This is a genomic window from Vibrio sp. A37 (assembly GCF_059777565.1).
Genome location: NZ_JBLNLI010000008.1, coordinates 146,915 through 172,845, shown reverse-complemented (window position 1 = coordinate 172,845; position 25,931 = coordinate 146,915). Strand labels below are relative to the sequence as shown.

General features: G+C 43.4%; 24 protein-coding genes, 1 other RNA gene and 1 pseudogene. 18 read left to right on the top strand and 8 right to left on the bottom strand.

The window, feature by feature from the left end; translation table 11 throughout:
- The first annotated feature begins 87 nt into the window (after window positions 1-87).
- On the top strand, window positions 88-1,518 hold the full coding sequence (gene hldE / locus ACM2FC_RS15270) for a bifunctional D-glycero-beta-D-manno-heptose-7-phosphate kinase/D-glycero-beta-D-manno-heptose 1-phosphate adenylyltransferase HldE (RefSeq protein ID WP_498481822.1): 1,431 nt from the start codon (window positions 88-90) through the stop codon (window positions 1,516-1,518).
- 156 nt (window positions 1,519-1,674) lie between these two features.
- Here the strand turns inward: hldE and tolC are convergent.
- Window positions 1,675-2,997: pseudogene (gene tolC / locus ACM2FC_RS15265) on the bottom strand (outer membrane channel protein TolC); the annotation flags it as partial.
- A 294-nt stretch (window positions 2,998-3,291) separates the two neighbouring features.
- On the opposite strand from tolC, the gene nudF reads away from it, so the two are divergent.
- The 6 genes from nudF to parC all read left to right on the top strand — a co-directional run bounded on the left by nudF (window position 3,292) and on the right by parC (window position 10,245).
- On the top strand, window positions 3,292-3,927 hold the full coding sequence (nudF, locus tag ACM2FC_RS15260; protein ID WP_498481821.1) for an ADP-ribose diphosphatase: 636 nt from the start codon (window positions 3,292-3,294) through the stop codon (window positions 3,925-3,927).
- Window positions 3,909-4,346 carry a DUF1249 family protein gene (locus ACM2FC_RS15255; protein ID WP_498481820.1) on the top strand — a complete coding sequence of 146 codons (438 nt, stop codon included), beginning with the start codon at window positions 3,909-3,911 and terminating at the stop codon, window positions 4,344-4,346. The genes nudF and ACM2FC_RS15255 overlap by 19 nt, the downstream gene beginning before the upstream one ends.
- A 30-nt stretch (window positions 4,347-4,376) precedes the next feature.
- The gene (cpdA, locus tag ACM2FC_RS15250; protein WP_498481819.1) at window positions 4,377-5,198 is read left to right on the top strand and encodes a 3',5'-cyclic-AMP phosphodiesterase; all 822 of its coding nucleotides are present in this window, start codon (window positions 4,377-4,379) and stop codon (window positions 5,196-5,198) included.
- Between the two features lie 43 nt (window positions 5,199-5,241).
- Entirely contained in the window at window positions 5,242-5,823 is a 582-nt protein-coding gene (gene yqiA, locus ACM2FC_RS15245) for an esterase YqiA (RefSeq protein WP_498481818.1), read from the top strand.
- 258 nt (window positions 5,824-6,081) lie between these two features.
- Window positions 6,082-7,962: a DNA topoisomerase IV subunit B gene (parE, locus tag ACM2FC_RS15240; protein WP_498481817.1), complete on the top strand. Its 1,881-nt coding sequence runs from the start codon at window positions 6,082-6,084 to the stop codon at window positions 7,960-7,962.
- A 3-nt stretch (window positions 7,963-7,965) separates the two neighbouring features.
- A complete protein-coding gene (gene parC / locus ACM2FC_RS15235; protein ID WP_498481816.1) occupies window positions 7,966-10,245 on the top strand; it encodes a DNA topoisomerase IV subunit A in 2,280 nt (759 codons plus the stop codon).
- 80 nt (window positions 10,246-10,325) lie between these two features.
- On the opposite strand, the gene degS is transcribed toward parC, so the two are convergent.
- The 3 genes from degS to zapG all read right to left on the bottom strand — a co-directional run bounded on the left by degS (window position 10,326) and on the right by zapG (window position 13,461).
- Window positions 10,326-11,390: an outer membrane-stress sensor serine endopeptidase DegS gene (gene degS, locus ACM2FC_RS15230; RefSeq protein ID WP_498481815.1), complete on the bottom strand. Its 1,065-nt coding sequence runs from the start codon at window positions 11,388-11,390 to the stop codon at window positions 10,326-10,328.
- 125 nt (window positions 11,391-11,515) lie between these two features.
- Entirely contained in the window at window positions 11,516-12,877 is a 1,362-nt protein-coding gene (locus ACM2FC_RS15225) for a Do family serine endopeptidase (protein ID WP_498481814.1), read from the bottom strand.
- A 134-nt stretch (window positions 12,878-13,011) separates the two neighbouring features.
- Complete coding sequence (gene zapG / locus ACM2FC_RS15220; RefSeq protein ID WP_498481813.1) at window positions 13,012-13,461, bottom strand: Z-ring associated protein ZapG; 450 nt, start codon at window positions 13,459-13,461, stop codon at window positions 13,012-13,014.
- A 155-nt stretch (window positions 13,462-13,616) separates the two neighbouring features.
- On the opposite strand from zapG, the gene zapE reads away from it, so the two are divergent.
- The 8 genes from zapE (at window position 13,617) to sspB (ending at window position 19,962) form a co-directional block, all read left to right on the top strand.
- Window positions 13,617-14,723 carry a cell division protein ZapE gene (gene zapE, locus ACM2FC_RS15215; RefSeq protein WP_498481812.1) on the top strand — a complete coding sequence of 369 codons (1,107 nt, stop codon included), beginning with the start codon at window positions 13,617-13,619 and terminating at the stop codon, window positions 14,721-14,723.
- A gap of 229 nt (window positions 14,724-14,952) precedes the next feature.
- Complete coding sequence (gene rplM, locus ACM2FC_RS15210; protein ID WP_498481811.1) at window positions 14,953-15,381, top strand: 50S ribosomal protein L13; 429 nt, start codon at window positions 14,953-14,955, stop codon at window positions 15,379-15,381.
- A gap of 15 nt (window positions 15,382-15,396) precedes the next feature.
- Window positions 15,397-15,789: a 30S ribosomal protein S9 gene (gene rpsI / locus ACM2FC_RS15205; protein WP_498481810.1), complete on the top strand. Its 393-nt coding sequence runs from the start codon at window positions 15,397-15,399 to the stop codon at window positions 15,787-15,789.
- 334 nt (window positions 15,790-16,123) lie between these two features.
- The gene (gene petA, locus ACM2FC_RS15200) at window positions 16,124-16,717 is read left to right on the top strand and encodes a ubiquinol-cytochrome c reductase iron-sulfur subunit (RefSeq protein WP_498481809.1); all 594 of its coding nucleotides are present in this window, start codon (window positions 16,124-16,126) and stop codon (window positions 16,715-16,717) included.
- The gene (locus ACM2FC_RS15195) at window positions 16,717-17,982 is read left to right on the top strand and encodes a cytochrome b (RefSeq protein ID WP_498481874.1); all 1,266 of its coding nucleotides are present in this window, start codon (window positions 16,717-16,719) and stop codon (window positions 17,980-17,982) included. Before petA ends, ACM2FC_RS15195 begins: the two co-directional genes overlap by 1 nt.
- Window positions 17,979-18,716 carry a cytochrome c1 gene (locus ACM2FC_RS15190; protein WP_498481808.1) on the top strand — a complete coding sequence of 246 codons (738 nt, stop codon included), beginning with the start codon at window positions 17,979-17,981 and terminating at the stop codon, window positions 18,714-18,716. Before ACM2FC_RS15195 ends, ACM2FC_RS15190 begins: the two co-directional genes overlap by 4 nt.
- 96 nt (window positions 18,717-18,812) lie before the next feature.
- Window positions 18,813-19,448, top strand: coding sequence for a stringent starvation protein SspA (gene sspA, locus ACM2FC_RS15185; protein WP_498481807.1), 636 nt, complete (start codon window positions 18,813-18,815; stop codon window positions 19,446-19,448).
- A 10-nt stretch (window positions 19,449-19,458) separates the two neighbouring features.
- Window positions 19,459-19,962: a ClpXP protease specificity-enhancing factor gene (sspB, locus tag ACM2FC_RS15180; RefSeq protein WP_498481806.1), complete on the top strand. Its 504-nt coding sequence runs from the start codon at window positions 19,459-19,461 to the stop codon at window positions 19,960-19,962.
- A 62-nt stretch (window positions 19,963-20,024) separates the two neighbouring features.
- Here the strand turns inward: sspB and ACM2FC_RS15175 are convergent, their stop codons facing one another.
- The 4 genes from ACM2FC_RS15175 to ACM2FC_RS15160 are packed head-to-tail and all read right to left on the bottom strand — an operon-like array spanning window position 20,025 to window position 23,389.
- The gene (locus tag ACM2FC_RS15175) at window positions 20,025-20,624 is read right to left on the bottom strand and encodes a BON domain-containing protein (RefSeq protein ID WP_498481805.1); all 600 of its coding nucleotides are present in this window, start codon (window positions 20,622-20,624) and stop codon (window positions 20,025-20,027) included.
- A 4-nt stretch (window positions 20,625-20,628) separates the two neighbouring features.
- A complete protein-coding gene (locus ACM2FC_RS15170; protein WP_498481804.1) occupies window positions 20,629-21,219 on the bottom strand; it encodes a phosphoheptose isomerase in 591 nt (196 codons plus the stop codon).
- A gap of 3 nt (window positions 21,220-21,222) precedes the next feature.
- Window positions 21,223-21,591, bottom strand: coding sequence for a YraN family protein (locus ACM2FC_RS15165; RefSeq protein ID WP_498481803.1), 369 nt, complete (start codon window positions 21,589-21,591; stop codon window positions 21,223-21,225).
- On the bottom strand, window positions 21,578-23,389 hold the full coding sequence (locus ACM2FC_RS15160; protein ID WP_498481802.1) for a penicillin-binding protein activator: 1,812 nt from the start codon (window positions 23,387-23,389) through the stop codon (window positions 21,578-21,580). Before ACM2FC_RS15160 ends, ACM2FC_RS15165 begins: the two co-directional genes overlap by 14 nt.
- Window positions 23,390-23,452: 63 nt before the next feature.
- Here ACM2FC_RS15160 and rsmI point away from each other — a divergent pair, with 63 nt between their 5' ends.
- From rsmI to rsmH, 3 genes are all read left to right on the top strand, one after another.
- On the top strand, window positions 23,453-24,313 hold the full coding sequence (gene rsmI / locus ACM2FC_RS15155; protein WP_498481801.1) for a 16S rRNA (cytidine(1402)-2'-O)-methyltransferase: 861 nt from the start codon (window positions 23,453-23,455) through the stop codon (window positions 24,311-24,313).
- A gap of 89 nt (window positions 24,314-24,402) precedes the next feature.
- Window positions 24,403-24,783, top strand: an RNA gene (rnpB, locus tag ACM2FC_RS15150) — RNase P RNA component class A.
- A gap of 191 nt (window positions 24,784-24,974) precedes the next feature.
- Window positions 24,975-25,925, top strand: coding sequence for a 16S rRNA (cytosine(1402)-N(4))-methyltransferase RsmH (gene rsmH, locus ACM2FC_RS15145; protein ID WP_498481800.1), 951 nt, complete (start codon window positions 24,975-24,977; stop codon window positions 25,923-25,925).
- Window positions 25,926-25,931: the final 6 nt, after the last annotated feature.

Below are 25,931 nucleotides of genomic sequence, written 5' to 3'. Positions count from 1 at the left end.
TTAAAATTCTGCGCAACAAAGTGACAGCCTGTCGTTATTGAACATATAGAAGGCTTAAGGTCAATTGACCCCATATGGAGAACAAGAATGAAACCGATCCTACCAGATTACAGTGACTCTGGCGTTCTGATCATTGGCGATATCATGCTAGATAGGTACTGGCATGGCCCAACTGGGCGCATTTCACCAGAAGCCCCAGTCCCTGTCGTTAAAGTTGAGAGCAACGAAGAGCGACCTGGTGGAGCAGCAAACGTTGCGATGAACATTGCTTCTCTCGGTGGGCATGCGCACTTGGTTGGTTTTACCGGAATCGACGAGCCAGCCAAAACACTCAATGAAATTTTGAGTTCTTTAAAAGTGACCTGTGATTTTGTTTCTCTGCCGAATTACCCGACGATTACTAAGCTTCGAATTCTAAGCCGTAGCCAACAGCTTATTCGTCTCGACTTTGAAGATAAGTTTGAAGATATTGACGAAGAGCTTGTGCTTTCACGCATGGAACAAGCGCTGCCGAAAGTAAAATCGGTGGTGCTTTCAGATTATGCCAAAGGCGCTTTGGAGCATGTTCAACGCTTTATTCAAAAAGCGAGAGAAGCTAAAGTTCCTGTCTTTATTGACCCGAAAGGGGCGGATTTTGAACGTTACCGCGGAGCTACTTTGCTGACGCCAAATATGGCTGAATTTGAAGATGTGGTGGGTAAGGTTAGTTCGGTTCAGGAGTTAGTTGAAAAAGGCCTAGAGCTAATTGAAGAATTCGATTTTGAAGCGTTGTTGGTGACTCGCAGTGAACACGGAATGACGTTACTCCAGCGCGATAAAGAACCACTGCATTTGCCTACTCAAGCTAAAGAGGTTTACGACGTGACGGGTGCAGGTGATACCGTTATATCTGTTTTGGCGGCGTCTGTTGCTTCAGGTAAAGCATTGGATGAAGCTTGTGCATTAGCCAATGCGGCTGCTGGTGTGGTCGTGGGCAAGGTTGGTACGTCTACCGTGTCAACGATTGAACTTGCTGAAGCGGTGCATGGTAGCCAAGATACTGATTTTGGTGTGGTCGAAGAGCATGAGTTGATTGCAGCGGTAAAACGCGCGCAAGAAAAAGGCGAAAAAGTCGTGATGACCAATGGTTGCTTTGACATCCTCCACGCTGGTCATGTTTCGTATCTTAACCATGCTAGTGAGTTGGGCGATCGCCTAATTGTAGCAGTAAATACTGACGAGTCAGTGAAAATGCTTAAAGGGCCTGGTCGTCCAATTAATCCGACCGATCGTCGTATGGCTGTATTAGCGGGGCTTGGTGCCGTCGATTGGGTGGTTCCATTTAGCGAGGAAACCCCGCAAAGGCTGATTTCAGAAGTGCTGCCTAACCTATTGGTGAAAGGTGGTGACTATAAACCTGAAGAGATCGCTGGTGGAAAAGAAGTGATTGCGGCAGGTGGTGAAGTGAAAGTACTGAACTTTGAAGATGGCTGTTCAACTTCCGAAATTATTGATGCGATCAAAGGCGGTCGAGGCTAACAGCTCAACTTTTTTGTTTACTTATAAAGAAAAGCGCTTGCCGTTAGGCAAGCGCTTTTTTAATCGAGGTCTAAACAAGGCTTATTTTTTATGTGTGGTTTTCTTCGCAGCTTTCGCTTTGGCTGCTTTTTCTGCTGCCAGCTTTTGCTGAGCCGCTTTTGTGGCAGACTCAAGGCCAGCATTGATATCTAGGACATCTTGCTCACTTAGAATACCGACGTACTCTTTTAGCTGAAGAACGTTAAGAATGTATGTGTAGCGAGCATCCGCCAGGTTCTCATTTGCTTCGTACAAGCTTTGCGTTGCGTTTAATACATCAACGATAGTACGAGTACCTACTTCAAAACCCGCCTCTGTTGCTTCAAGTGAAGACTTAGCAGAAACGACAGCTTGTTTATAAGCGGCGATAGAGCCAATCGAAGCATTGACGTTGTTGTAGTATGCACGCACGTTCGCTACTACTGAACGATAAGTGGACTCTAGGTCTTGGCTCGAAGCGATGTAATCGTATTCAGCTTGTTTCGTGAGTGAGTTAACGCTGCCACCAGAATATATTGGTACGTCTAAGTCTAGTCCAACACTGAATTGCCCAGTTGTAGAATTCTGAGTTCCTGAAGTGGAGCTTGCGTCAAAGTTCTCTGCTTTTGTATAGCCACTACTTAGAGATAGTGTTGGTAAATGACCCGCTTCTGCATTTTTAATATTATCACGTGCTATATCTTGTGTAATGCGAGCAGCCAATAGGCTTAAGTTTTTCTTTTTCGCTTGAGCAAGTAATTGGTTAAGACTCTCTGGTAACTTGCTTGCAGAAAAACGTTTAGTATCCAGCACAGCTAAGTTAGTTGGCTCTTGGCCTGTAATCTCACGTAAGCCTTCATAGCTGTTTAGTAAGTCATTTTTAGCCGTTATCTCGCTGGCTAATACGCTGTCATAATCAGCCTGTGCATTTTGAACGTCAGTAATGGCGGATAGCCCTACATCAAAACGTTGCTTGGTTTGTTCTAATTGGCGACCAACCGAGGCTTTTTCTGCTTGCACAAAGGCCAAGTTATCTTTGGCTTTTAGAACATCAAAATACGCAGTTGCGGTACGCATAATTAAATCTTGCTGCGCGGCTGCATAAGTTGCATCGGCTTTACGAGCATTTTTTTGCGCCGTAGTTAAGTCAATCCAGCTAGAACGATCGTATAGAGCTTGAGTTAATGTAAGAGATGAACTCCATTGGTTGTAATCAGAGTCAGCTCCACCAGAGGTACCTCTATAAGCGGTTGTACTACCAGTTAGATCGATTTGAGGTAGTAATGCGCCACGCGTCGAATTAACAGCTTCCACAGTCGAATCACGAGTTGCAGCTGAGCTAAGTAATGTAGGGTCGTTCTTTTTTGCTTGGTTATAAATTTCAGTAAGATTCTCGGCCCAAGAAGAAGTACTGACGGTACCGATGGCTGCACTGATTAATAATGGAAGCAGTTTTTTCATATGTCCTATTCCTGCCAAATGTATTTAGAGGTCACACCAGAAGTGTAACCGAAATTGATGCTATTTTATCCGCAATTTTGCACTTTTTGCAATTAATTGTCCGCTTGGGCAACAAATTTTTTTGTTAGATTTAAATATTTCTACAATATTTGTACAAAAAGTTGAGCTACGTCCTTTGTTGTCTTACCTTTATCTCAGTAGACTATACCAAACATTTTCCAATATGCTGGTTATCTTTACACTTGGAATCACGCACAATACGGTGGTTTGGTCGTACATATATATGAGGTAAAAATGCGTCATTCTAAAGAGCAACGTCCTACCTTTGGTCCGCAAGATATCAAAATAGTGTCAAAGGAACCGCTTTTTACAGGATTTTTGAAAATGGTGAAATGCCATTTTCAACACAAATTATTTAATGGTGGCTGGAGCGCTCTAATAGAAAGAGAACTTGTTGAGCGAGGTCATGCGGTTGCCGTGTTGCCCTACGATCCTGAGAAAGATCAAGTCGTCATTGTGGAGCAAGTGAGAGTCGGCGCTCTTGATGACATAAGCCCATGGCAGTTCGAAATTGTAGCTGGAGTGATTGATACTGCCGAGTCGTCTCAGCAAGTTGCAATTCGTGAGGCAAAGGAAGAAGCGGGAATTGAAATTGACCAACTTCACAAGATTACCTCGTTTTATCCTTCTTCTGGAGGCTGCTCAGAAAAAATTGATGTATATATCGGTAGAGTCGATGCAGCTACAGCACATGGCGTTCATGGTTTAGACTATGAAGGAGAGGATATAAAAGTCCATGTGATGAGCCGCGTCGAAGCATACGAGGCCATTGAAGCTGGAATTATTGAAAATGGAGCATCAATTATTGCTTTGCAATGGTTACAAATGAACTATGAGTCAATTCAAAAACAATGGCGAACACAGCAGTAAATAACTCATATCACGTTGATCTTGCTGAGCTGATGCGTGTATATGAGACAAACTATGCAAAACTTAATGCGCTTGTTCCACGCAATGCGCCAGTGGGGCATGTCTGCAGTTATCAGGCTGCAAACATGACTTACCAACTGCAAGTGGGCGAAATCACAAAGTACACAACTCTTGTCGATATCTGTCAAAGCGATGACGTCCCAGTGTTCCCATTGCCAAAAATGTCTGTCAGGCTTTACCACGACGCCCGTGTGGCAGAGGTGTGTAGTAGTGAACACATCCAGCGTGTGAAGCCTGTTTATCATTATCCTAATGACAAGATGTTACAAAAAGACGAGAAAGCTCAACTGAATCGTTTTTTAGGTGATTGGCTCACCTTTTGTTTAAAGCACGGAATTAGCAAAACAACAATATTATAAAATTAAGCATTAAATTTAGGTTTCTAAATTATGAAATTGCCGTTTAGGTCAGCACAACAAAGCAGCATAAAGTTATTGCAGATTACGGATACACACCTTTTTGCATCTGACGACGACTCTCTTTTAAGTATTAATACTGAGCATAGCTTCAAAGCTGTTGTCGAAGCTGTGCAAAACGATGGATACGATTTCGACGCCATTATTTCCTCCGGTGATATTTGTCAGGATCACAGCGAAGGGGCCTACCAAAAGTTTGCAGCGGGTATAGCTTGCTTAAAGCAACCGTGTTTTTGGTTGCCGGGCAACCATGATGAAAAAGCAGCTATGAGCTCCGTGCTCCCTTCAGTACAAATTAAGCAAGAAAATCATGTGCTTTTAGGTGATAGTTGGCAGATGATCTTGCTAGATTCTCAGGTGACTGGAGTTCCTCATGGTCGATTGAGTGATAGTGAGCTTGAGCTGCTGGAACAAAAGCTTACTGAGCATTCAGATAGACATAGCATAGTCTTGCTTCATCATCACCCAATTCCAGCAGGCAGTGCTTGGTTAGACAACCATATCTTAAAAAACAGCGCAGATTTTTGGCAAATCCTTGAAAAATACGCAATGGTAAAAGCTGTGATATGCGGTCATATTCACCAAGAAATGGATCAAATGGTCAATCAAGTACGTGTGTTAGCCACACCGTCCACTTGTGTTCAATTTAAACCTGTATCCGATGATTTTGCTCTAGATGATCTTGCTCCAGGCTGGAGAGAGTTGGAATTGCATGATGATGGTAGAATCACAACGCAAGTAAAAAGATTGCCAGCAGGGCAGTTTTTACCTGACTTTAACGCGGCAGGTTATTAGTATTAGGCTCAACTCAGGTCTTAGTAATCGAAGTAGTCGCAATATGAAAAAGCCGTTGTTGTTGTATATCCATGGGTTTAACAGCTCACCGAAGTCTCTAAAGGCGAATATGATGACTGAGTTTTGTCAAACTCATCGTCCAGATATTAAGGTGGTTGTTCCTAAGCTTCCTAACTTCCCGCAACAAGCTGCCCAGTTATTGAATGATTTGGTCGAAGAATATCAACATCAATATAACATTGGTCTTGTGGGTAGCTCGCTTGGTGGATATCTGTCTGTTTGGTTAAATAGCAAGTTTGGCTTGAGAGCTGCTGTCGTTAATCCGGCGGTGAAGCCCTATGAACTGCTCGCTGATTATCTAGGCGAGCAAACCAATCCATACACTAATGAAACCTATCTTTTAGAAAGACACCATATCGAAGAGCTCAAGCAACTGGATATCGCTGCTATAAATAATCCAGCAGATTTTTGGTTGCTTCAACAAGAAGGCGATGAGGTACTCGATTATCGTCAGGCGATTGAGCGATTCCAAGGTGGTAAGCAGACAATAGAAAAAGGAGGAGATCATAGCTTTGTTGGCTTTGATCGTTACCTTGAAAAAATCGTTGAGTTTTTGAAGCTGTAGAGTGGCATAGATTTATTTTTATACGAGCAGATCGCTATAAACGCTTTTCTAGCCAAGTAAAACGGTAAATACTGACCGAGTATATACATTGCAGAGTAAATTTGTGATGATAATCTCTGCTTCTAACATTGTCGGTACTGTTTTGTTTGCTTTTGGCTATAACTAAAACTCGAACGCAGTGCCGAATTGTGCCCAGTATCGCCAGAGCTGCTGGGTATAGCTTAGCTACATACATTTTCTAATTAAGCATTCCGTATTATGACAGAACAATATAATGCTGGTGCCATTGAAGTTCTTAATGGCTTAGAACCAGTGCGTCGCAGACCAGGGATGTATACGGATACAGCGCGCCCAAACCACTTGGGACAAGAAGTGATCGACAACAGTGTCGACGAAGCGCTTGCCGGATATGCTTCCAAGGTTCAGGTGATTCTTCATGCCGACCAATCCCTAGAGGTGATTGACGACGGTCGAGGAATGCCAGTTGATATTCACCCCGAAGAAAACGTCTCAGGCGTTGAATTGATTTTGTGTAGATTGCACGCTGGGGGCAAATTTTCCAATAAAAACTATCAGTTTTCTGGTGGTTTGCATGGTGTTGGTATTTCGGTCGTTAACGCACTTTCAAAAAGAGTAGAAGTGACGGTGCGCCGAGATGGTCAAGTTTATGAAATCGCCTTTGAGCATGGTGACAAAGTATCAGACTTAACTGTTACTGGGACTTGCGGAAGACGCAACAAAGGAACCAGTGTCCACTTTTGGCCAGACAGCAAGTATTTTGATTCCGGTAACTTCTCGGTTACTCGTCTTCTCAATAACTTACGTGCGAAAGCCGTACTGTGTCCGGGGCTAGAAATTACCTTTAGCGATAAAGTGAATGCTAATGAACACCGTTGGTACTATGAAGACGGCTTAAAAGATTACCTAGCCGAAGGTGTTAAGGGCTATACCTTAATTCCTGAGCAGCCTTTCACTGGAGAATTTTCAGCTGAAACAGAAGTGGCGAATTGGGCGGTGGTGTGGCAGCCAGAAGGCGGTGAGATGATCACCGAAAGTTACGTTAACCTGATTCCGACCGCGCAGGGCGGTACTCACGTTAATGGGCTTCGCCAAGGCCTACTTGACGCTATGCGCGAATTCTGTGAGTTCCGTAATTTACTTCCTCGTGGTGTAAAACTGACTGGTGAAGATGTCTTTGAGCGTTGCTCATACGTGTTATCAGTTAAGATGCAGGATCCGCAATTTGCTGGACAAACTAAAGAGCGATTATCTTCTCGTCAAACTTCAGCGTTTGTTTCTGGCGTTGTCAAAGATGCCTTTAGCTTATGGTTAAATGAAAAACCGCATCTTGCAGAGCAGCTCGCCGAAGTTTGCATCGCCAATGCTCATCGTAGAATGCGTGCAAGCAAAAAAGTGGTGCGTAAGAAAGTCGCTTCAGGCCCTGCGTTACCAGGTAAACTGACTGATTGTTCGGTACAGGACCTGAATCGAACTGAATTGTTCTTGGTTGAAGGAGACTCGGCAGGCGGCAGTGCTAAGCAGGCTCGCGATCGCGAGTTCCAAGCTGTCATGCCCCTTCGCGGTAAAATCCTCAATACTTGGGAAGTGTCTGCTGACCAAGTTCTTGCGTCACAAGAAGTGCACGATATCTCGGTTGCTTTGGGGATTGACCCAGATAGCAGCGATCTCAACTCTTTGCGTTACGGTAAAGTGTGTATCCTTGCGGATGCGGATTCCGATGGACTTCATATCGCGACTCTTCTATGTGCGTTATTCACTAAGCACTTCCGAGCGTTAGTTGAAGCAGGGCATGTTTATGTCGCTATGCCACCATTGTTCCGTATCGACTGTGGTAAAGAGGTATATTACGCGCTTGACGAACAAGAGAAAGAGGGCGTATTAGAACGTTTGAGTAAGAAGAAAGCCAAGATCAACGTGCAGCGCTTTAAAGGTTTGGGTGAAATGAACCCGCTACAACTTCGCGAAACAACCATGGATCCAAACACTCGTCGTTTGGTTCAGTTAACCATTGATGACAATGAGGCGACCATTGAAATGATGGATATGCTACTTGGTAAGAAACGCGCCGATGATCGTCGCAGTTGGCTGCAAAACAACGGCGATATGGCGGAGGTGTAATGCATGTCTATTGAAATGTCTTTTGATGGGGTCGAACAATTACCGCTGCGTAAGTTTACTGAAGACGCCTACCTCAATTATTCCATGTACGTAATTATGGACCGCGCTCTGCCGTACATCGGTGATGGGCTTAAGCCCGTTCAACGCCGTATCATCTACGCGATGTCGGAACTGGGTTTATCTGCAGCGGCGAAATACAAAAAATCTGCACGTACTGTTGGTGACGTATTAGGTAAGTATCACCCACACGGTGATTCTGCTTGTTACGAAGCCATGGTTTTGATGGCTCAGCCGTTTTCTTACCGTTATCCGCTTGTGGATGGGCAGGGAAACTGGGGCGCGCCAGACGATCCTAAATCTTTTGCTGCGATGCGTTATACCGAAGCTAAACTGTCCAAGTTTGCAGAGGTATTATTGGGTGAACTTGGACAAGGTACTGTGGAGTGGCAACCTAACTTTGATGGCACGATGAAAGAGCCACAAATGTTGCCTGCTCGCTTACCACACATATTGCTCAACGGCGTAACAGGTATCGCTGTTGGTATGGCGACAGATATTCCACCACACAATGTCCGTGAAGTTGCTGATGCGGCTATTCATCTTATCGATAAGCCTAAATCAGAACTTGCCGATGTGATGGAGTATGTCAAAGGTCCAGACTATCCAACAGAAGCAGAAATTATCTCTTCGAAGACAGATATCGAGAAAATCTATCGCAGCGGCAAAGGCAGCATAAAAATGCGAGCTGTTTGGCAGCGCGAAGGTGGAGATATCGTCATTACTGCGCTGCCTCATCAAGTATCTGGTGCCAAATTGTTAGAGCAAATTGCCAATCAGATGCGAGCGAAGAAGTTACCAATGGTCGATGACTTGCGTGATGAATCGGATCATGAAAATCCTACTCGTATCGTGATTGTTCCTCGCTCTAACCGTATCGATTGTGAACAGTTGATGGATCATTTGTTTGCGTCAACCGACCTTGAGAAGAGCTATCGTGTTAATTTGAATATGATTGGCCTAGACAATCGCCCTCAAGTAAAAGGCTTGGTGCAAATCCTTTCTGAGTGGATCGAGTTTCGTCGTGCGACAGTTCGTCGCCGTTTACAACATCGTCTAGATAAAGTACTTTCTCGGTTGCATATTCTTGAAGGTTTGTTGGTCGCTTTCCTAAACCTCGATGAAGTGATTGAAATTATCCGCACCGAAGACGACCCCAAAGCGGTATTGATGAGTCGTTTTGGTATTACGGACATTCAAGCGGACGCGATTCTTGACACGAAACTTCGCCACTTAGCGAAGCTTGAGGAGATGAAGATTCGAGGCGAGCAAGATGAACTAGAAAAAGAGCGCGAAAAGCTTGAGTTGCTTTTAGGTTCTGAACGTCGCTTAAACACACTGTTGAAAAAAGAGATCAAAGCAGATGCTGATAAGTATGGTGATGATCGCCGTTCACCTTTGATTGAGCGCTCTGAAGCTAAAGCATTAACAGAAAGAGATCTTGTTCCAAGTGAACCGATTACGGTAGTGCTATCGGAAAAAGGCTGGATTCGTCATGCTAAAGGTCATGAAGTCGATGCCTCTGGTCTGAATTATAAATCTGGCGATAAATATCTCGCCCATGCTCGTGGTAAGAGCAATCAGCAAGCGATATTTTTAGGCAGTGATGGTCGGAGCTACTCACTTGAATCGCACTCTTTGCCTTCTGCTCGAAGCCAAGGAGAGCCAATAACAGGCCGGTTAAACATTACCGCTGGTACCAATATTCGCCAAGTAGTGATGGGTGAGGATGAGCAGCTTTGGTTGGTTGGTTCTGACGCAGGTTATGGCTTTGTTTGTAAGGGTTCTGACTTACTGTCGAAAAACAGAAGTGGTAAAGCACTAGTTAATTTGCCGCAAAGCTCTGAGATAATGTCACCTAAAGCGATTAGAGATCTCGATAGTGATGAGATTCTCGCTATCACTAATTTAGGTCGAATGCTGTTGTTCCCAATTAAGGATTTACCTCAGCTCGGCAAAGGTAAAGGGAATAAGATCATCAATATCCCTGCGGCTAAATCAAAAGAGCGTGAAGAATACTTATCGCACTTGCTCGCGTTGCCTAAGGAGAGCACTTTAACTCTCTATGCAGGTAAACGTAAACTTGGTCTGAAGTCGAGTGATTTGGATAACTTTAGAGGAGAGCGAGGCCGTCGTGGTTCTTTGCTTCCAAGAGGCTTACAAAAAGTGACTCGAGTTGAAATCGAACTTGGTGTCTACGATTCTGAAGCAGTAGAAGAAGAGTAAGCCCCAAGGTATACCCAACTAAAAAACCTGCTTTTAAAGCAGGTTTTTTAGTCTCGGTTTCCATCCTAGATAAAGGCTGTTTAACCTCTCGGATCTTCAGCAACGGTCACTGGCAGAGTCATCTTTTTACCAGCACGCATAATTTCCACATTAATCGTTGTGCCCGGACGTAAGTTTGTCACGGTATCCATAACACTTTCACGGCCATTGATTTTGTGCCCATCAATCTTAAGAATAATGTCTTGAGGTTTAAAGCCAGCTTGCGCTGCTGGACTGTTTGGATCAACGCCCATTACAACGATTCCGCCTAGATGATCGCTTCCTGATAATCTAGAAGTCAGAGTATTAATATCCTGACCATCAATGCCAATATAACCACGGATTACTCGGCCATCAGCGATGATTTTTTGCATTATTTTGTTGGCTAGTGAATAGGGGATAGCGAAAGAGATACCGTATGTTTCTAAGTCGGTACCCTGTTGGAAAGAGGCTGTATTTATACCTACAAGTTCACCACGCGTATTCACCAAAGCACCGCCAGAATTACCTTTATTAATTGCCGCATCGGTCTGAATAAAATCTTGGCGGCTTCCTGCATTAATCGAAGAGCGCCCTACTGCAGAGATAATTCCGAATGTTGTCGTTTGACCTAAGTTGTACGGGTTGCCGATAGCTAGGACGACATCCCCGACTTTAGGTTTGTAATTCGGATTGAGAGGAATAACGGGGAGATCGTTCATCTGAATACGCAAGATAGCGATATCCGTTCTTCTATCCGTACCAACCAGTTGGGCAGCGGCGACACGACCGTCTTGCAGCGCCACGACAATTTGGTCTGCATTGGCAATGACGTGGTAGTTTGTGATGATGTAGCCTTTTTTGCTAACAATAACACCTGAGCCCAAGCCCTGTGTTGAAAGCTTAGTGCGGTCATTTTCAGTATATTTTCGACTATAGATATTAACGACAGCAGGTGCTGCTCGTCTAACCGCGTCATTAAATGAAAGTTGGACAGTATCGACGTTGTCGGTCGATGCTGTTGAAAACTCTGGCAAAACTTTAGAACGCAGAGAAGGGATAACTAATAATATTATCAACGCTGTTATTAAGCCAAGCGCGACAGATTGTAGAAGTTTTTTTAGCATGCCTTCGAGTCACTGTAATTACTTCGATAGAGTGGCAAGAATAGCATTAGTTGAATAAATAACAAAAGAGGCATACTTGAAAGTATGCCTCACTGTTGTGTTGCTTTTGAGTAAAAACTCGTTGGCTATCTAACGACTAGATAGATCATTCTATCGCCTCGACGGACATTGAGCGCAAGTACCGCTGGTTTGGTATCAAGGATCTTGCGGAATTCTGCAAGGTTTTTAACTCGTTTACGGTTGACGCTCATGATGATATCGCCTTTTTCAATTTGATATGCCTCAGCAGGAGAGCCTTCTTTGACTGAGTCAACTTTTACTCCCTGTACTGGGTCGCTCTTCGTTGTGTTAGTTAGTTCGGCCCCAGTCAGCCCTTTGTGGAGCTTGTCGGCATCAGTCTTGATGTTGGTTTGTTCGCCTAGAGTCACTTTAAATGATTTCTCTTTGCCATCGCGAATCACGCCAATGCTGACCTGTTTGCCAGCGCCAAGCGTTGCGACTTTGGCTCTCAGCTCACCAAATGTGTTTATCTTCTTACCGTTGATGGAGACGATGATATCACCAGCTTTGATACCCGCTTTGTCCGCTGCGCTGTCTGGGACAACTTGGCTAACAAAGGCACCTTTGCTGGCTTCATAACCTAATGCTTCAGCTAGCTCAGAAGTGACTTCTCCACCCTGAACCCCTAACATGCCACGTTTCACTTCACCATATTCTAAAATTTGGTCGGTGAGGTTTTTCATCATATTAGACGGAATAGCAAAGCCGATACCCACGTTTCCACCATTGGGGCCCAAAATAGCAGTATTGATACCGATAAGTTCTCCGCGTAAGTTCACGAGTGCACCGCCAGAGTTTCCGCTATTGATTGCTGCATCGGTTTGAATAAAGTTCTCGAAGTTTTCGATATTTAGGCCGCTACGACCTAACGCAGAAACAATGCCGGATGTCACGGTCTGGCCAAGGCCAAACGGATTGCCAATTGCGACTGCAAAATCACCAACGCGCAGTTTGTCTGAGTCTGCAACTTTAATTTCAGTGAGGTTTTTTGCTTCTTCAAGTTTTAATAAAGCAATATCGGACATTTGATCCCCACCGATGAGCTCAGCGTCGTATTCTCGACCGTCGTGCAGTTTAACTTTTATCTTCTTAGCACCATTAATAACGTGATAGTTAGTAACGACATAGCCTTTCTTAGCATCAATAATGACGCCAGAGCCTAACCCTCTAAACGGGCGTTCTTTCAGCTGTTCTGTGGGAAAGTCAGGTCCGAAAAAGAAGCGGAAATGCTCGGGTACTTGTTGTTTCGACACCTGTGTGCCTTCAACTGAAATACTCACGACTGCAGGTGTGACTTTTTCTAGCATTGGGGCAAGGCTTGGAACTTCACCACCTTCTATTGCAGCTGGAATAGAGGCGGTAGCGTATAAGGGGGTTAGAATTGAACTTAAAGATAGAATCGCTATAGCTAATAAAGGCTTTTTCATCTTACAACTCCTTTTTCGATGGCCTTTTGTTATTTATTTATCCATCCAAACACAAATTCAATTGGTGTTGGTGAAAATTCTGACTTGGGAATGATAGTAAAAGTTCACCCTCTCATACTGAGAGGGTGCAAGACTTAACGCAATGTCACAACTTCAGCAGATTTTACAAACTCTTTTTCATTATCTTCGTTCATAAGTCCACTGGCACCGCTGGCGTAATCTTTAGGTGCTTGTTCATCGCTGGAGGAGGGGGTGGTTGGCTTTTGCTCTTCAGTGTCGAGCTGAGCGGTTTTTTTAGAAAACGGATGATCTTGTTCTGGTAAGTGAGCCAGCATCTCAGAAGAGGTGTTTTCCATATGCTGATACAACTTGGTGTAGTCTTTACCCAAGGTATCCAACATTTCTGCTGTTTGAGCAAAATGATCGGCTATTTCCTGCCGTTTTTGCTCTAATTCATATTTGGCGGCGTCTAAGTTTTTTTGAATGACTTTATGTTTTTTGTAGTCAGGGGTGGTTAAACGTGTGATGAGAACCCCAATTACGATACCAACAATCAAGCCTACAAGCGCAAAGATCCAAGGCATAGTCACTCCTTCTCTTTTGTTGTGCTACATATCTAATAAGCGAGTTTGGTTAGACAAGTACAAATCACATGGTACTATGTCAGCCCTTTGTAATAAAGCAATATACAGTGGTTGTAGTTTCCACTGCAAATTTATCGTCTGTGAGCAGTTTAGCAATGACACCTAAACGTAAATATCAAAACGACATTGAACAACTTGGGTTTAAAGAGGATGAAGCTCAATTAAAAGCAATTGAAGCCTTAGATGAATTGTACGTAAACCTAATTGATTACCTAAATGCGCCAATCGAAAACAAAGGAAAAGCTTGGCAAAAATGGTTTAAAAAGACGGACAATGCAGTACAGACTCCCAAAGGTTTGTATCTGTGGGGAGGAGTTGGTAGAGGAAAAACTTACTTAATGGACTCATTCTACGAGTCTCTACCAACCAACAATAAGATGCGTACGCACTTTCATCGCTTTATGCTTCGAGTTCATGATGAACTACGCGAACTTGGTGATATTAGTGATCCACTTGAGTCTGTCGCTGACAAGTTTAAAGAAGAAGCCGAAATTATCTGCTTTGATGAGTTTTTTGTCTCAGATATTACAGATGCAATGATTCTGGGAACTTTGTTTCAGGCTCTGTTCAAACGTGGTGTCATTTTGGTTGCGACGTCAAATATTCCACCTCAAGATCTATACCGCAATGGTCTTCAACGGGCGCGTTTCTTACCTGCGATAGAAGAAATCGAAAATAACTGCGTGGTACTCAATGTTGACAGTGGAATAGACTATCGTTTGCGTACTCTGACGAAAGCAGAGATCTATCATCACCCTTTGGACAAAGCGGCGAATGAAAATCTTGAACATTACTTCGAAAAGCTTTCAGGTGAAGATAAGCACATTGAGAGCAGTATCGAAATTAATCACAGACAGATAGATGTTCTAAAAGAGAGTGATGGTATCCTCTATGCTTCTTTTGAACAGCTATGTCAGACTGCTCGCAGCCAAAACGATTATATAGAGCTATCTCGAATCTACCATACTGTTTTACTATCCGACGTTAAGAGTATGGGCAGTAATTTAGAAGATGCAGCGAGGCGTTTCATTGCTTTGGTAGATGAGTTCTATGAACGCAACGTAAAACTGATTATTTCAGCTGAAGTACCGATGGAAGAGCTATATAGCAACGGTTTACTTGAGTTTGAATTTAAGCGTTGCATCTCTCGTCTGGTGGAAATGCAAAGCTGTGACTACTTATCTAAAGAGCATTTATCTTAAGCGACTTGGTTAACAGCCTCTAAAGCTAAAAAAATCACCTTTTTGCCTAAAAAAAAAGGTGATTTTTTCGTCTTACTTCACTATAATCCTGCGACCCACCGTTACTGCAGGCACATTTCTATTGAAATGCCGAGAGTGCCAACCACTCGAAGGGGTGATGAATGGGCTCTTAGACAGTGGGAGCAATGCTCCTTTAAGTTTAAAATTAAATTAACGGGTTATTATTAGCATGAAAACTTTCGTTGCTAAACCAGAAACTGTAAAACGTGACTGGTACGTTGTAGACGCAGAGGGTAAAACTCTTGGTCGTCTAGCAAGTGAAATTGCATCTCGCCTACGTGGCAAACACAAAGCTGAATACACTCCTCACGTTGATACTGGTGATTACATCATCGTTGTTAACGCTGAGAAAGTTGCTGTTACTGGCAACAAAGCTAAAGGTAAAGTTTACTACCGTCACACTGAGTTCCCAGGTGGACTAAAATCAATTACTTTTGAAAAGCTAATTGATCGTAAGCCTGAAATGGCTCTTGAGCTAGCGGTTAAAGGTATGCTTCCACGTGGTCCTCTTGGCCGTGCTATGTACCGTAAGCTAAAAGTTTACGCTGGCGCTGAGCACAACCATGTTGCTCAACAACCACAAGTACTAGACATCTAATTGGGGATTTCGAAAATGGCAGAGAATCAATACTACGGCACTGGCCGTCGCAAAAGCTCAGCTGCGCGTGTTTTCATCAAACCAGGCAGCGGCAACATTGTAATCAACAAGCGTAGCCTTGAAGAGTACTTTGGTCGTCCAACTTCTTGCATGGTTGTTAAACAGCCACTAGAGCTAGTTGAACTTACTGAAAAATTAGACCTATACGTTACTGTTAAAGGTGGCGGTATTTCTGGTCAAGCAGGTGCTATCCGTCACGGTATCACTCGCGCGCTAATGGAATACGATGAGTCTCTACGTCCTGCTCTACGTGCAGCTGGTTACGTTACTCGCGACGCTCGTTGCGTTGAACGTAAGAAAGTTGGTCTACGTAAAGCACGTCGTCGTCCACAATTCTCTAAGCGTTAATCTCTTTTTACTTTTTGGGATTACGTTTCAGTTTTTTGCTGAATTGTGTGTTAAAAGCCTGGCATTTTGCCAGGCTTTTTTGTTTTCTGTCCCTTCATTAATCCTACGAATGCCGAAGGTTAGCTAACCTTTGTTTTTCTTTTATCCCTTTTGTGACCTTGCGTCTGACTTGCTTCACAATTGTTACAAAAAGGTAGCTTTATCTTGTCAAAAAGTAAGGATTTAATTATGATTTCCAACCAAATAGATACAAAAAAATTCGTATTTTATTAGCCATGCTCTTTAATAGGAATTAAAGATTAAATCCAAAGGGAGCAATTTGGAGAGTGTTTGGATGAGCAATGTGCCTTTAAACAACGGACGTAGGCGCTTTTTAACTGCTACAACTGCGGTTGTTGGTGGGCTTGGAGCCGTCGCGGTTGCCGTACCTTTTATCAAATCATGGAATCCCAGTGCTAAAGCGAAAGCTGCGGGAGCTCCGGTCGAAGTCGATATCAGTAAACTAGAAGATGGACAAATGGTTCGCGTCGAATGGCGTGGTAAGCCAGTTTGGGTCGTTCGTCGTGCTGCTTCTGTAGTCGAAAACTTACCTAGTCTTGATAATCAACTTCGAGACCCGAAATCGGAGGAGGAACAACAACCCGATTACGCGCAAAATGAATATCGTTCAATAAAGCCAGAGTACTTTGTTGCTGTTGGAATTTGTACCCACTTAGGGTGTTCACCTACCTATTTACCAGACAGTTTTAGTGATCAAGTTAAGGGAGTGAAATCTGGCTTTTTCTGTCCTTGCCACGGTTCAAAATTTGATATGGCAGGGCGTGTTTTTCAAGGAGTACCGGCTCCTTTGAATTTGGTTGTGCCCAAGTATATGTACTTGAGTGAAACCAAAATCATTGTCGGTGTAGATGAAACGGGAGAAGCATGATGCAAGCTCTACTTGATTGGGTGGAAAAACGCCTTCCCGCAATGAATGCGTATAAAAAGCATCTTTCTGAGTATCCAATGCCAAAAAACTTTAACTTTTGGTATTTATTTGGTTCTCTAGCAATGTTGGTACTAGTCAATCAGATCTTGACGGGGATCTGGCTGACAATGAACTATGTACCATCAGGAGAAGGTGCATTCGCCTCGGTTGAATACATCATGCGTGATGTGGATTATGGTTGGCTACTACGGTATATGCATTCCACTGGTGCATCTGCCTTTTTTGTCGTTGTTTATCTTCACATGTTCCGTGGTTTGATCTACGGCTCTTATCAAAAACCAAGGGAGCTTCTTTGGTTGTTTGGTATGTTGATATTCTTGGTGCTGATGGCTGAAGCCTTCATGGGCTACCTTCTACCTTGGGGGCAAATGTCCTATTGGGGTGCTCAGGTTATCATCTCACTTTTTGGTGCGATTCCCGTGATTGGTGATGACTTAACACTTTGGATTCGTGGCGACTACGTTATCTCAGGCGCGACGCTAAACCGTTTCTTCGCATTGCACGTTATTGCTCTACCAATCGTTCTACTGCTTCTTGTTGTTTTACACGTTCTAGCTTTGCATGAAGTTGGCTCGAATAACCCAGACGGTATTGATACTAAGTTACCTAAAGGCAGCCAAGGCGACGATTACAAAACACAGTTTAAATTCCACAAATACTACTCGAAGAAATACGACATTATCGATTCGATTCCTTTCCATCCGTACGGCACGGTGAAGGACTTGGTCGGAATCGCCGGTTTCTTGTTCTTCTTCTGTTACGTGTTGTTTTTCAACCCAGAAATGGGCGGCTATTTCTTAGAGCCACCGAACTTTGAAGCGGCTAATCCACTTAAAACACCTGAGCATATCGCGCCAGTTTGGTACTTTACGCCGTTCTACGCAATCTTACGTGCAGTCCCTGATAAGCTGCTTGGTGTTATTGCGATGGGTGCATCAATCGTCGTGCTATTTGTTTTACCGTGGCTTGATCGCTGTAAAGTACGCTCATACCGTTATCGCAGTAAATTCCATTTATTCAATATCATCCAGTTCACTATTTGCTTTATCGCTCTAGGTATTTTAGGTGCGCTACCAGCTACCCCAACTTATACCTTAATGGCGCAGATATTTAGCTTGGGATATTTTATGTTCTTCGTTTTGCTGTACTTCTACAGTAAAAACGAAAATACCAAACCGTTACCAGAGAGGGTGAGGTTCAAATGAAAAAATGGATTTTAGTTTTATTTGCAATCTTCCCTTCGGTAGTTTTTGCCGCAGGTGCAAATGTGCCGCTAGACAAGGCGAACAATGATTTGTCGGATAAGGCTTCGCTGCAAAATGGCGCCAAATTATTCATGAACTACTGCTTTGGCTGCCATGCGACTCAATATCAACGTTATGAGCGCGTAGCGACGGATTTAGACATCCCATTGGATCTGATGAAAGAAAATTTAGTCTTCAATCCAGAATCTAAGATCGGTGATTTGATGACTAATGCGATTCCTGAAAAAGCGGCTGCAAAATGGTTTGGTGCGCCACCACCAGATCTCACTCTCGTTGCTCGCGTGAGAGGTGTCGATTGGTTATACACTTATTTGCGTTCTTTTTATGCAGACCCTAGTCGCCCATTTGGGGTGAACAATATCGTTTTCCCAAGCGTCGGTATGCCACATGTGTTGGAAGAACTTCAGGGTATTCCAATTCCTGTCTACGGTAAGAAAGTGGTCAATGGAGAAGAAGTTGAAACAATCATGGGTATCGAGACCGACGGTACTGGTGAGTTGAATACAGAAGAATACGATATTGCAGTACGCGATTTAGTTAACTTCTTAGAGTATTCCGGTGACCCAGTTAAGTTGGAACGGCACACCATGGGTTGGTGGGTTATGGGCTTCTTAGTGATCTTGACCATTCTTGTGGTGCTTCTTAAGAAAGAGTATTGGCGTGATGTTCACTAATTGTGCTATCATGCCGTGCTAATATCCAAATTTTATGTTTTCAATGGAGGCTTAGCCTCCATTGATTTTTTATACCTTTAAGTGCTGGAGGGCTCCATGGCTGTAGCTGCCAATAAACGTTCTGTGATGACTCTATTTTCAAGTACATCTGATATGTATAGCCATCAGGTACGTATTGTTTTGGCCGAAAAAGGCGTAAGTGTTGAAGTTGAGCTGGTTGATGAAGCAAACTTGCCAGCAGAACTGATTGAACTGAATCCATATAAATCGGTACCAACTTTAGTCGACCGTGAGCTGGCACTGTATGACTCAAAAATTATAATGGAATACTTGGACGAGCGTTTTCCGCACCCACCATTGATGCCTGTTTATCCAGTGGCACGTGGTAACAGTCGCTTAATGATTTACCGTATCGAAAAGAACTGGTATTCACTGGCTGATAAAATCGTTCGTGGTAACGCTGAAGAATCAAATGCAGCTCGCAATAAACTAAGAAATGACTTATTAACTCTTGCTCCAGTTTTTGCAGAGTTTGAATATTTCATGAGCGAAGAGTTTAGCTTGATTGATTGCTACTTAGCTCCGCTACTTTGGCGTTTACCACAGCTAGGTATTGAGTTAGTAGGGCCAGGGTCAAAAGAGCTAAAAATCTATATGAACCGTGTATTTGAACGTGATTCATTCTTAGCTTCTCTAACTGAAGCTGAGCGTGAAATGCGTCTTACTCGATAATGGTTGATTAATGGACGTATCAAATATGACGCCGCGCAGACCTTATATGCTGCGCGCTTTTTATGACTGGCTAGTGGATAATGACCTAACACCGCATTTAGTGGTGGACGCTACTTTACCGGGTGTTCGCGTTCCCGAAGAGTTTGTTCAAGATGGTCAAATCATTCTCAATATCGTGCCTAGAGCGGTAGGAAACTTAGAGCTAGGTAATGAAGCGATTACGTTTAACGCTCGCTTTGGTGGTCGTCCTCACTCAGTTATTGTTCCTCTGTATGCTGTTCAAGCTATCTATGCCCGTGAAAATGGCGCAGGAACTATGTTTGAACCAGAAGACGCGTATACGCAGCAGGTGGAAAATGAAGACTTTGACTCGTTAGAGGAAGAGTCTCAGCTGAGTTCACCATTGAGTGTCGCTACTCAAGTTGAAGATGAAACTATCACGTCCTCAGAGCCAGAGCCTAATGACGAGCCACCTAGGCCTAAAGGTAAACCTAGCCTAAGGGTAGTTAAGTAGCTTGTTAATAAACGACTACAAAAAAGCAGCGCTTAAGCGCTGCTTTTTTTATACGTACCAACCTAACTGTTTGTATTGCTAGTAGTGCTGGCTTTGTTATTGTATTGGAAAGCTTGAACGACTCGCTTAACTCCAGAAATATTTCGAGCAATTTGCGTCGCGATATCTGCTTGCTTGTGATTCACATATCCAAATAGGAAAACTTGACTATTTTCTGTAATCACTTTGATTTTCAAGCCATTTAAATCATTGCTAGTCAGTAGCGCTGATTTTACCTTAGTGGTGATCCAACTATCATTGCTGACAGCAGAAATACTTAGTGGAGCCATAATCTGTACTTCACTGTGAACAGATTTAACCCCTTTTAGTTGGCGAACTTTGTCTTCAAATGATTGGCTTAATTGTTCAGTTTTGGCTTGGCCCATCAAGACAACAACACCATTGTAGCTACTGGCCGCAATACGAACATTGTTGCTGTACGGTGCCTTATTATTGATTCCTGCTATTTCAAACTCGATATTCTCATCAGTCCATATTTGTTGGCTTGAACGAGGATCTGTCGCAACAACAACGCCGGTAGCAGCCGCTCCAGCAATAATACCTACACAACCTGACGTTGATAGGATAACCATAGACATAAAAATTGCGTATAAATATTTCATAACTCTATTCTTCATGGGCAGGGAATAAAACTTGATCTATTAAATCGCAGAGGCAATGGAGTGTCACCATATGAACTTCATGTATCCGAGCAGTGCGATGAGAGGGGATACGTATTTCAACGTCATTTTCTCCTAACAGTCCAGCCATCTCACCACCATCTTTGCCGGTTAAGGCGATGATTGTCATATCTCTAGTTACTGCAGCTTCCATTGCTTTTATGATGTTTTTGCTGTTACCACTGGTTGAAATAGCCAACAAAATATCACCCGCTTGTCCAAAGGCTCGTACTTGCTTGGAAAAAATTTCTTCATAGTGATAGTCGTTAGCAACAGCCGTTAAAGTCGTATTGTCAGCAGTAAGTGCCATGGCTGGAAGGCTCGGTCTTTCTGTTTCGAATTTATTCAACAAGCAAGATACAAACTGTTGAGCGTTTGAAGATGAGCCTCCATTTCCACAACAAAGAACTTTGTTGCCATTGAGCAAACTCGTCACCATTGCTTGAGCGGCATGAGTAATGACATCGGGCAGCGCTTCCGCTGCTGCAATTTGTATTTGTATACTTTCTTTAAAGCTGTCTTTAATGCTATCTAGCATTGTTTATCCTTCGGTTATTGCATTTTTTATCCATTCGATATGATCACCATTTTGGTGGATGGCGACAACATCGAATCGAAAATCTGTCGAGTGAAGGCTTAATCTTTGCCTCTGTAACCACAAGTTAGCGGTATTTACCAACTTTCTCATTTTACTGGCTGTTACGGTTTCAGCAGCGTGGCCGAATCTTTGATTTGCTCGGTATCGTACTTCAACAAAAACAAAAGTTTGGCCTTCACGCATGATTAAGTCAATTTCACCACACTTCGCTAAGAAGTTTTGCTCAATGAAGCGCAATCCCTGCCGCTTCAAATATTTTCGAGCTTGTAATTCATATTGAGAGCCAATTTTCTTACGGCTACTCAGCACCATGCACTGCCCAACTCACTTCGCGCTGTACAACACATTGCTTGTTGATGCTAAGCACGCCTGTTTCACCATCGATGGTATAGCCATCAATAATTTTCATCTGTGGTAATTTCTCCATTAACTGATACGCGTCCATTCCCAATGCTTGTAGCCTTTTCTCTGAATTGGTGCTTTTCGGCCAAATCTTATTCATTTCTTCTGCTAGAGCAGGGTTTGGATTAACGATCATTGGAATATCGCTATAGGCGATGCCTGACAAATCTTCGTATCTAGTATTGCCGCTGTTACTTGTAGAGTTTGCAAATAATTTTGGCGGAGTCGCATCTGGGTTTACGGCGACTTCTATGAATGGTTTGATGAGCGTTAACTGACTGCTGTTAGCAACGATGTAGACAGCATCAATATCTCGGCGGCTTCTCGGTTGAGATTGTAGAGGTATTCCCATCAATCTGTCCATTTGCGCTATGCGTTGTTGGCTCGCTTGTAAGCCAAACACATTATTGATATTTTTCTGCAATTCACGCTTATCGCCAAACAGGCTAACCGCTACGTTGTCAGTGCTGTATTTTTTCCACTCGTTCTTGAAGGCTTGTACAACTCGGTCACCAAAAGCCCCTTGTGGCGCTAATATCAATGGATATTTATAGCCAAGTTCATACAGGTGTTTTGCTCCTTGAGCCACTTCTTGTTCTGGGGAAAGGGCGACATAGCAAGTATCAATGTTTGGATCCACTTGCTCTGGGATATTTAAAGCTAACGTCGGGATAGGTGTCGGCATTTGCTCTTGCAACTGCTGAAGTTTTTCAACGTTGCTTTTCAGCAGAGGTCCGACTATAAAGTCGATGTTTTTATTTTTCAGTGTATCCGCAATTGCTTGGCCATTGTCACTGTTGGTATCCACGATGGTTAGGGTTGCATTTGGATTACGATCTTTTTCGTTGAGCATCTCCAAAATAAAGCCATCACGTATTAGCTGAGCTTGCTTGGAGAACTTGCCAGTCAACGGAAGCAGCAATGCAGTGTGAACTGGTTTGATGAACTTAAGTGATAGAACATCTTTGATATCTTGTGGTGTATAAAGTGCGGCTGGGTGGTGACTGTTTTCTGCCAACCAATGCTTCAACGTATTTTGCAGTTGAGGAATGTTATTGGCTAGCGTTTTCATATAGATAGCGAGCTGCAACCACCCATCGAGTATATCTTCGTTAGGTTTTGTTGTTAGCTTGGTAATGTCTTGCGCAGAATATTTGTTGAGGTTGTGCCAAACCTCAGTAGCGATTTTCGCTTGATCGTCTTGAGGTAAATAGTCGGATAACAAGATTAATTCGCGGCTAGCTTGGAAATAATCGTTGAGCCCAGTGAACGCTTTCGCACGGTACTCATGGTATTCTTTCCACTGAACATCTTGCAGTTTCCACCATAATTTGAAGTTTAATTTGTCTAGTGCTTGTTGATACTCTTGATTACGAATCAGTTGATTGGCAAGAGTTAGATCAATTTCAGCCTGCTGCTTGTTGTTGAGTTGTTGCTTAGAAAGGCGATTCAACAGCAATCTGGTCTGGTCTTTGTTGTCCGCTTTAATGGACGCCTTCAAAGCCATAATCAACCAATCGTTTTGTAGTGTTCCGACGCTGGCGTCTGCTCGCATGATATAGGTTTGAGCAGATTCGGAAGCAGGAGGTGTAATATCGATATCGCCTTTGCCTGTCGGTACCGAAGAACAGGCAGCTAGTGTCATTGTTATTACAACTGGAGTGAGTAAGCGTGTTACACTAATTTTCTTATGGTTCTTTATAGCCATGAGTTCTTATGAGGTTCCATGTGAAATTGTTTCTATATTAATCGTTGAAGTGATAGTTAACAAATGACAGATAGCAAAATATTATCGGCTAACATCCCAACTCTTTATATTGTACCGACTCCTATTGGTAATCTGAGTGATATTACTCAGCGAGCCATAGAAGTCTTAACGGAAGTCGATCTTATCGCTGCGGAAGATACTCGACACACCGGAAAATTATTATCTTACTTCAATATTCATACTAAAACTTTTGCGTTACATGATCATAACGAGCAACAAAAAGCGCAGGTCTTGGTCGAAAAAATTTTAGCAGGAAGCTCCATTGCATTGGTTTCTGATGCAGGAACCCCTCTAATTAGTGATCCAGGGTACCACTTAGTAAAAAAATGTCGTCAAGCAGGCGTCAAAGTTGTCCCATTGCCAGGGGCTTGCGCTGTGATTACGGCCTTGAGCGCATCAGGTTTACCATCGGATCGGTTTTGCTTTGAGGGCTTTTTACCTGCCAAGAGTAAAGGCAGAATAGACAAACTAAGACAAATTGAGAAATCGACGGCGACCAGTATTTTTTACGAGTCAACACACCGTATACAAGATACTTTAAAAGATATGCTTGAGGTTCTTGGCCCGGATAGAGAAGTCGTGCTCGCGAGAGAGCTGACTAAAACCTTTGAAACGATTCAAGGTTTGCCTCTTGGTGAGCTAATAGTTTGGGTAGATGAAGACGACAATCGCAAGAAAGGCGAGATGGTGCTGCTGATTCATGGCTATCGAGAAGAAGTTAGCAAAGAAATTTCAGATGAAGCGGCACGTACCTTGTCTGTTTTAGCAAAAGAATTACCACTGAAAAAGGCTGCAGCGATAACCGCAGAGCTTCATCAACTGAAAAAGAATGCCCTTTATAAGTGGGGATTAGAAAATTTATAGGTCAACTACGTTAACAATTGATCGTTTATACCGTTTCTACGCCTTTTCACTATAGACAGGTTTCTCGATAATCTATACAATCGCGCCTCGGAGTTGACTGGGTAGTCGCTGCTTCATTGATGTCCTTTGGGAGACTGGTGAAGGGGAGGAAAGTCCGGGCTCCATAGAGCAGGGTGCCAGGTAACGCCTGGGGGGCGCGAGCCCACGACAAGTGCAGCAGAGAGAAAACCGCCGATGGCCTTATGGGTACAGGTAAGGGTGAAAGGGTGCGGTAAGAGCGCACCGTGCGTCTGGTAACAGTTCGTAGCAAGGTAAACTCCACCCGGAGCAAGACCAAATAGGCTTCCATATTGCGCTGCTCGCGTAAGGAAGCGGGTAGGTTGCTTGAGCCAGTGAGCGATTGCTGGCCTAGACGAATGGCTACTACCGCGAAAGCGGCACAGAACCCGGCTTATGTGTCAACTCCTCCCTTTTATTAGCCCATCATAACAACAAGTTATGATGGGTTTTTTACTTGTAACTGACGAAAATTAATTTCTAAATACTAGAATTAGCTCAATAACATGAGGTGTGAGCAGCGGCCCTCAATGCTATAGTCGTCAGTTAACTTGACGTTTTAACGTTATTATCAACAAGCTTTGGGCTGCGTGGCGAGATTATCATGACTGAATCGTTCCAACATGTATCTGTATTACTCAATGAGTCGGTAGACGGGTTAGCAATTAAACCTGACGGTATTTATATCGATGGAACATTTGGTCGAGGTGGTCATAGTCGAACGATCTTGTCGAAACTGGGTGAAGAGGGTCGACTGTACAGTATTGATAGAGATCCTCAAGCAATCGCAGAAGCAAATAAAATTGAGGATCCTAGGTTTACTATTGTTCATGGGCCGTTTTCTAACATCTCTCAATATGCTGAAGAGTATGGCTTAGCAGGTAAGGTTGATGGCGTGCTTTTTGATTTGGGAGTGTCATCACCTCAATTAGACGATGCTGAGCGCGGTTTTAGCTTTATGAAAGATGGCCCGCTAGACATGCGTATGGATCCGACATCTGGGATACCAGTCTCTGAATGGCTTGCGCACGCAGAGTTGGATGACATCACATGGGTCATTCGTGAATTTGGTGAAGATAAGCATGCACGACGAATTGCAAAAGCCATTGTCGCATTTCGAGAAGATGAACAGCAAGAGCCGTTGACACGTACTACTCAGTTAGCCAAATTAATATCAGAGGCTGCGCCAAAGAGTTTCAAAGAGAAAAAACACCCAGCAACGCGAACGTTTCAAGCGTTACGTATATATATCAATAGTGAGCTTGAAGAAATCGATGTAGCTTTAAAAGGTGCAGCAAGTATTTTGTCTCAGCAAGGACGTTTATCGGTGATCAGCTTTCACTCTCTGGAAGACAGAATGGTGAAGCGATTTATCCGCAAGGAGAGCCAAGGCCCGCAAGTTCCTCATGGCTTACCGTTAACAGAAAAAGAAATTCAAGCTTTAGGCTCTGCAAACCTAAAGCCTATTGGCAAAGCAATTAAACCTTCGCAAGAAGAAATAGATGCTAATGCTCGTTCACGCAGCTCAGTATTGAGAGTCGCAGAAAAACTGTAATGGAAT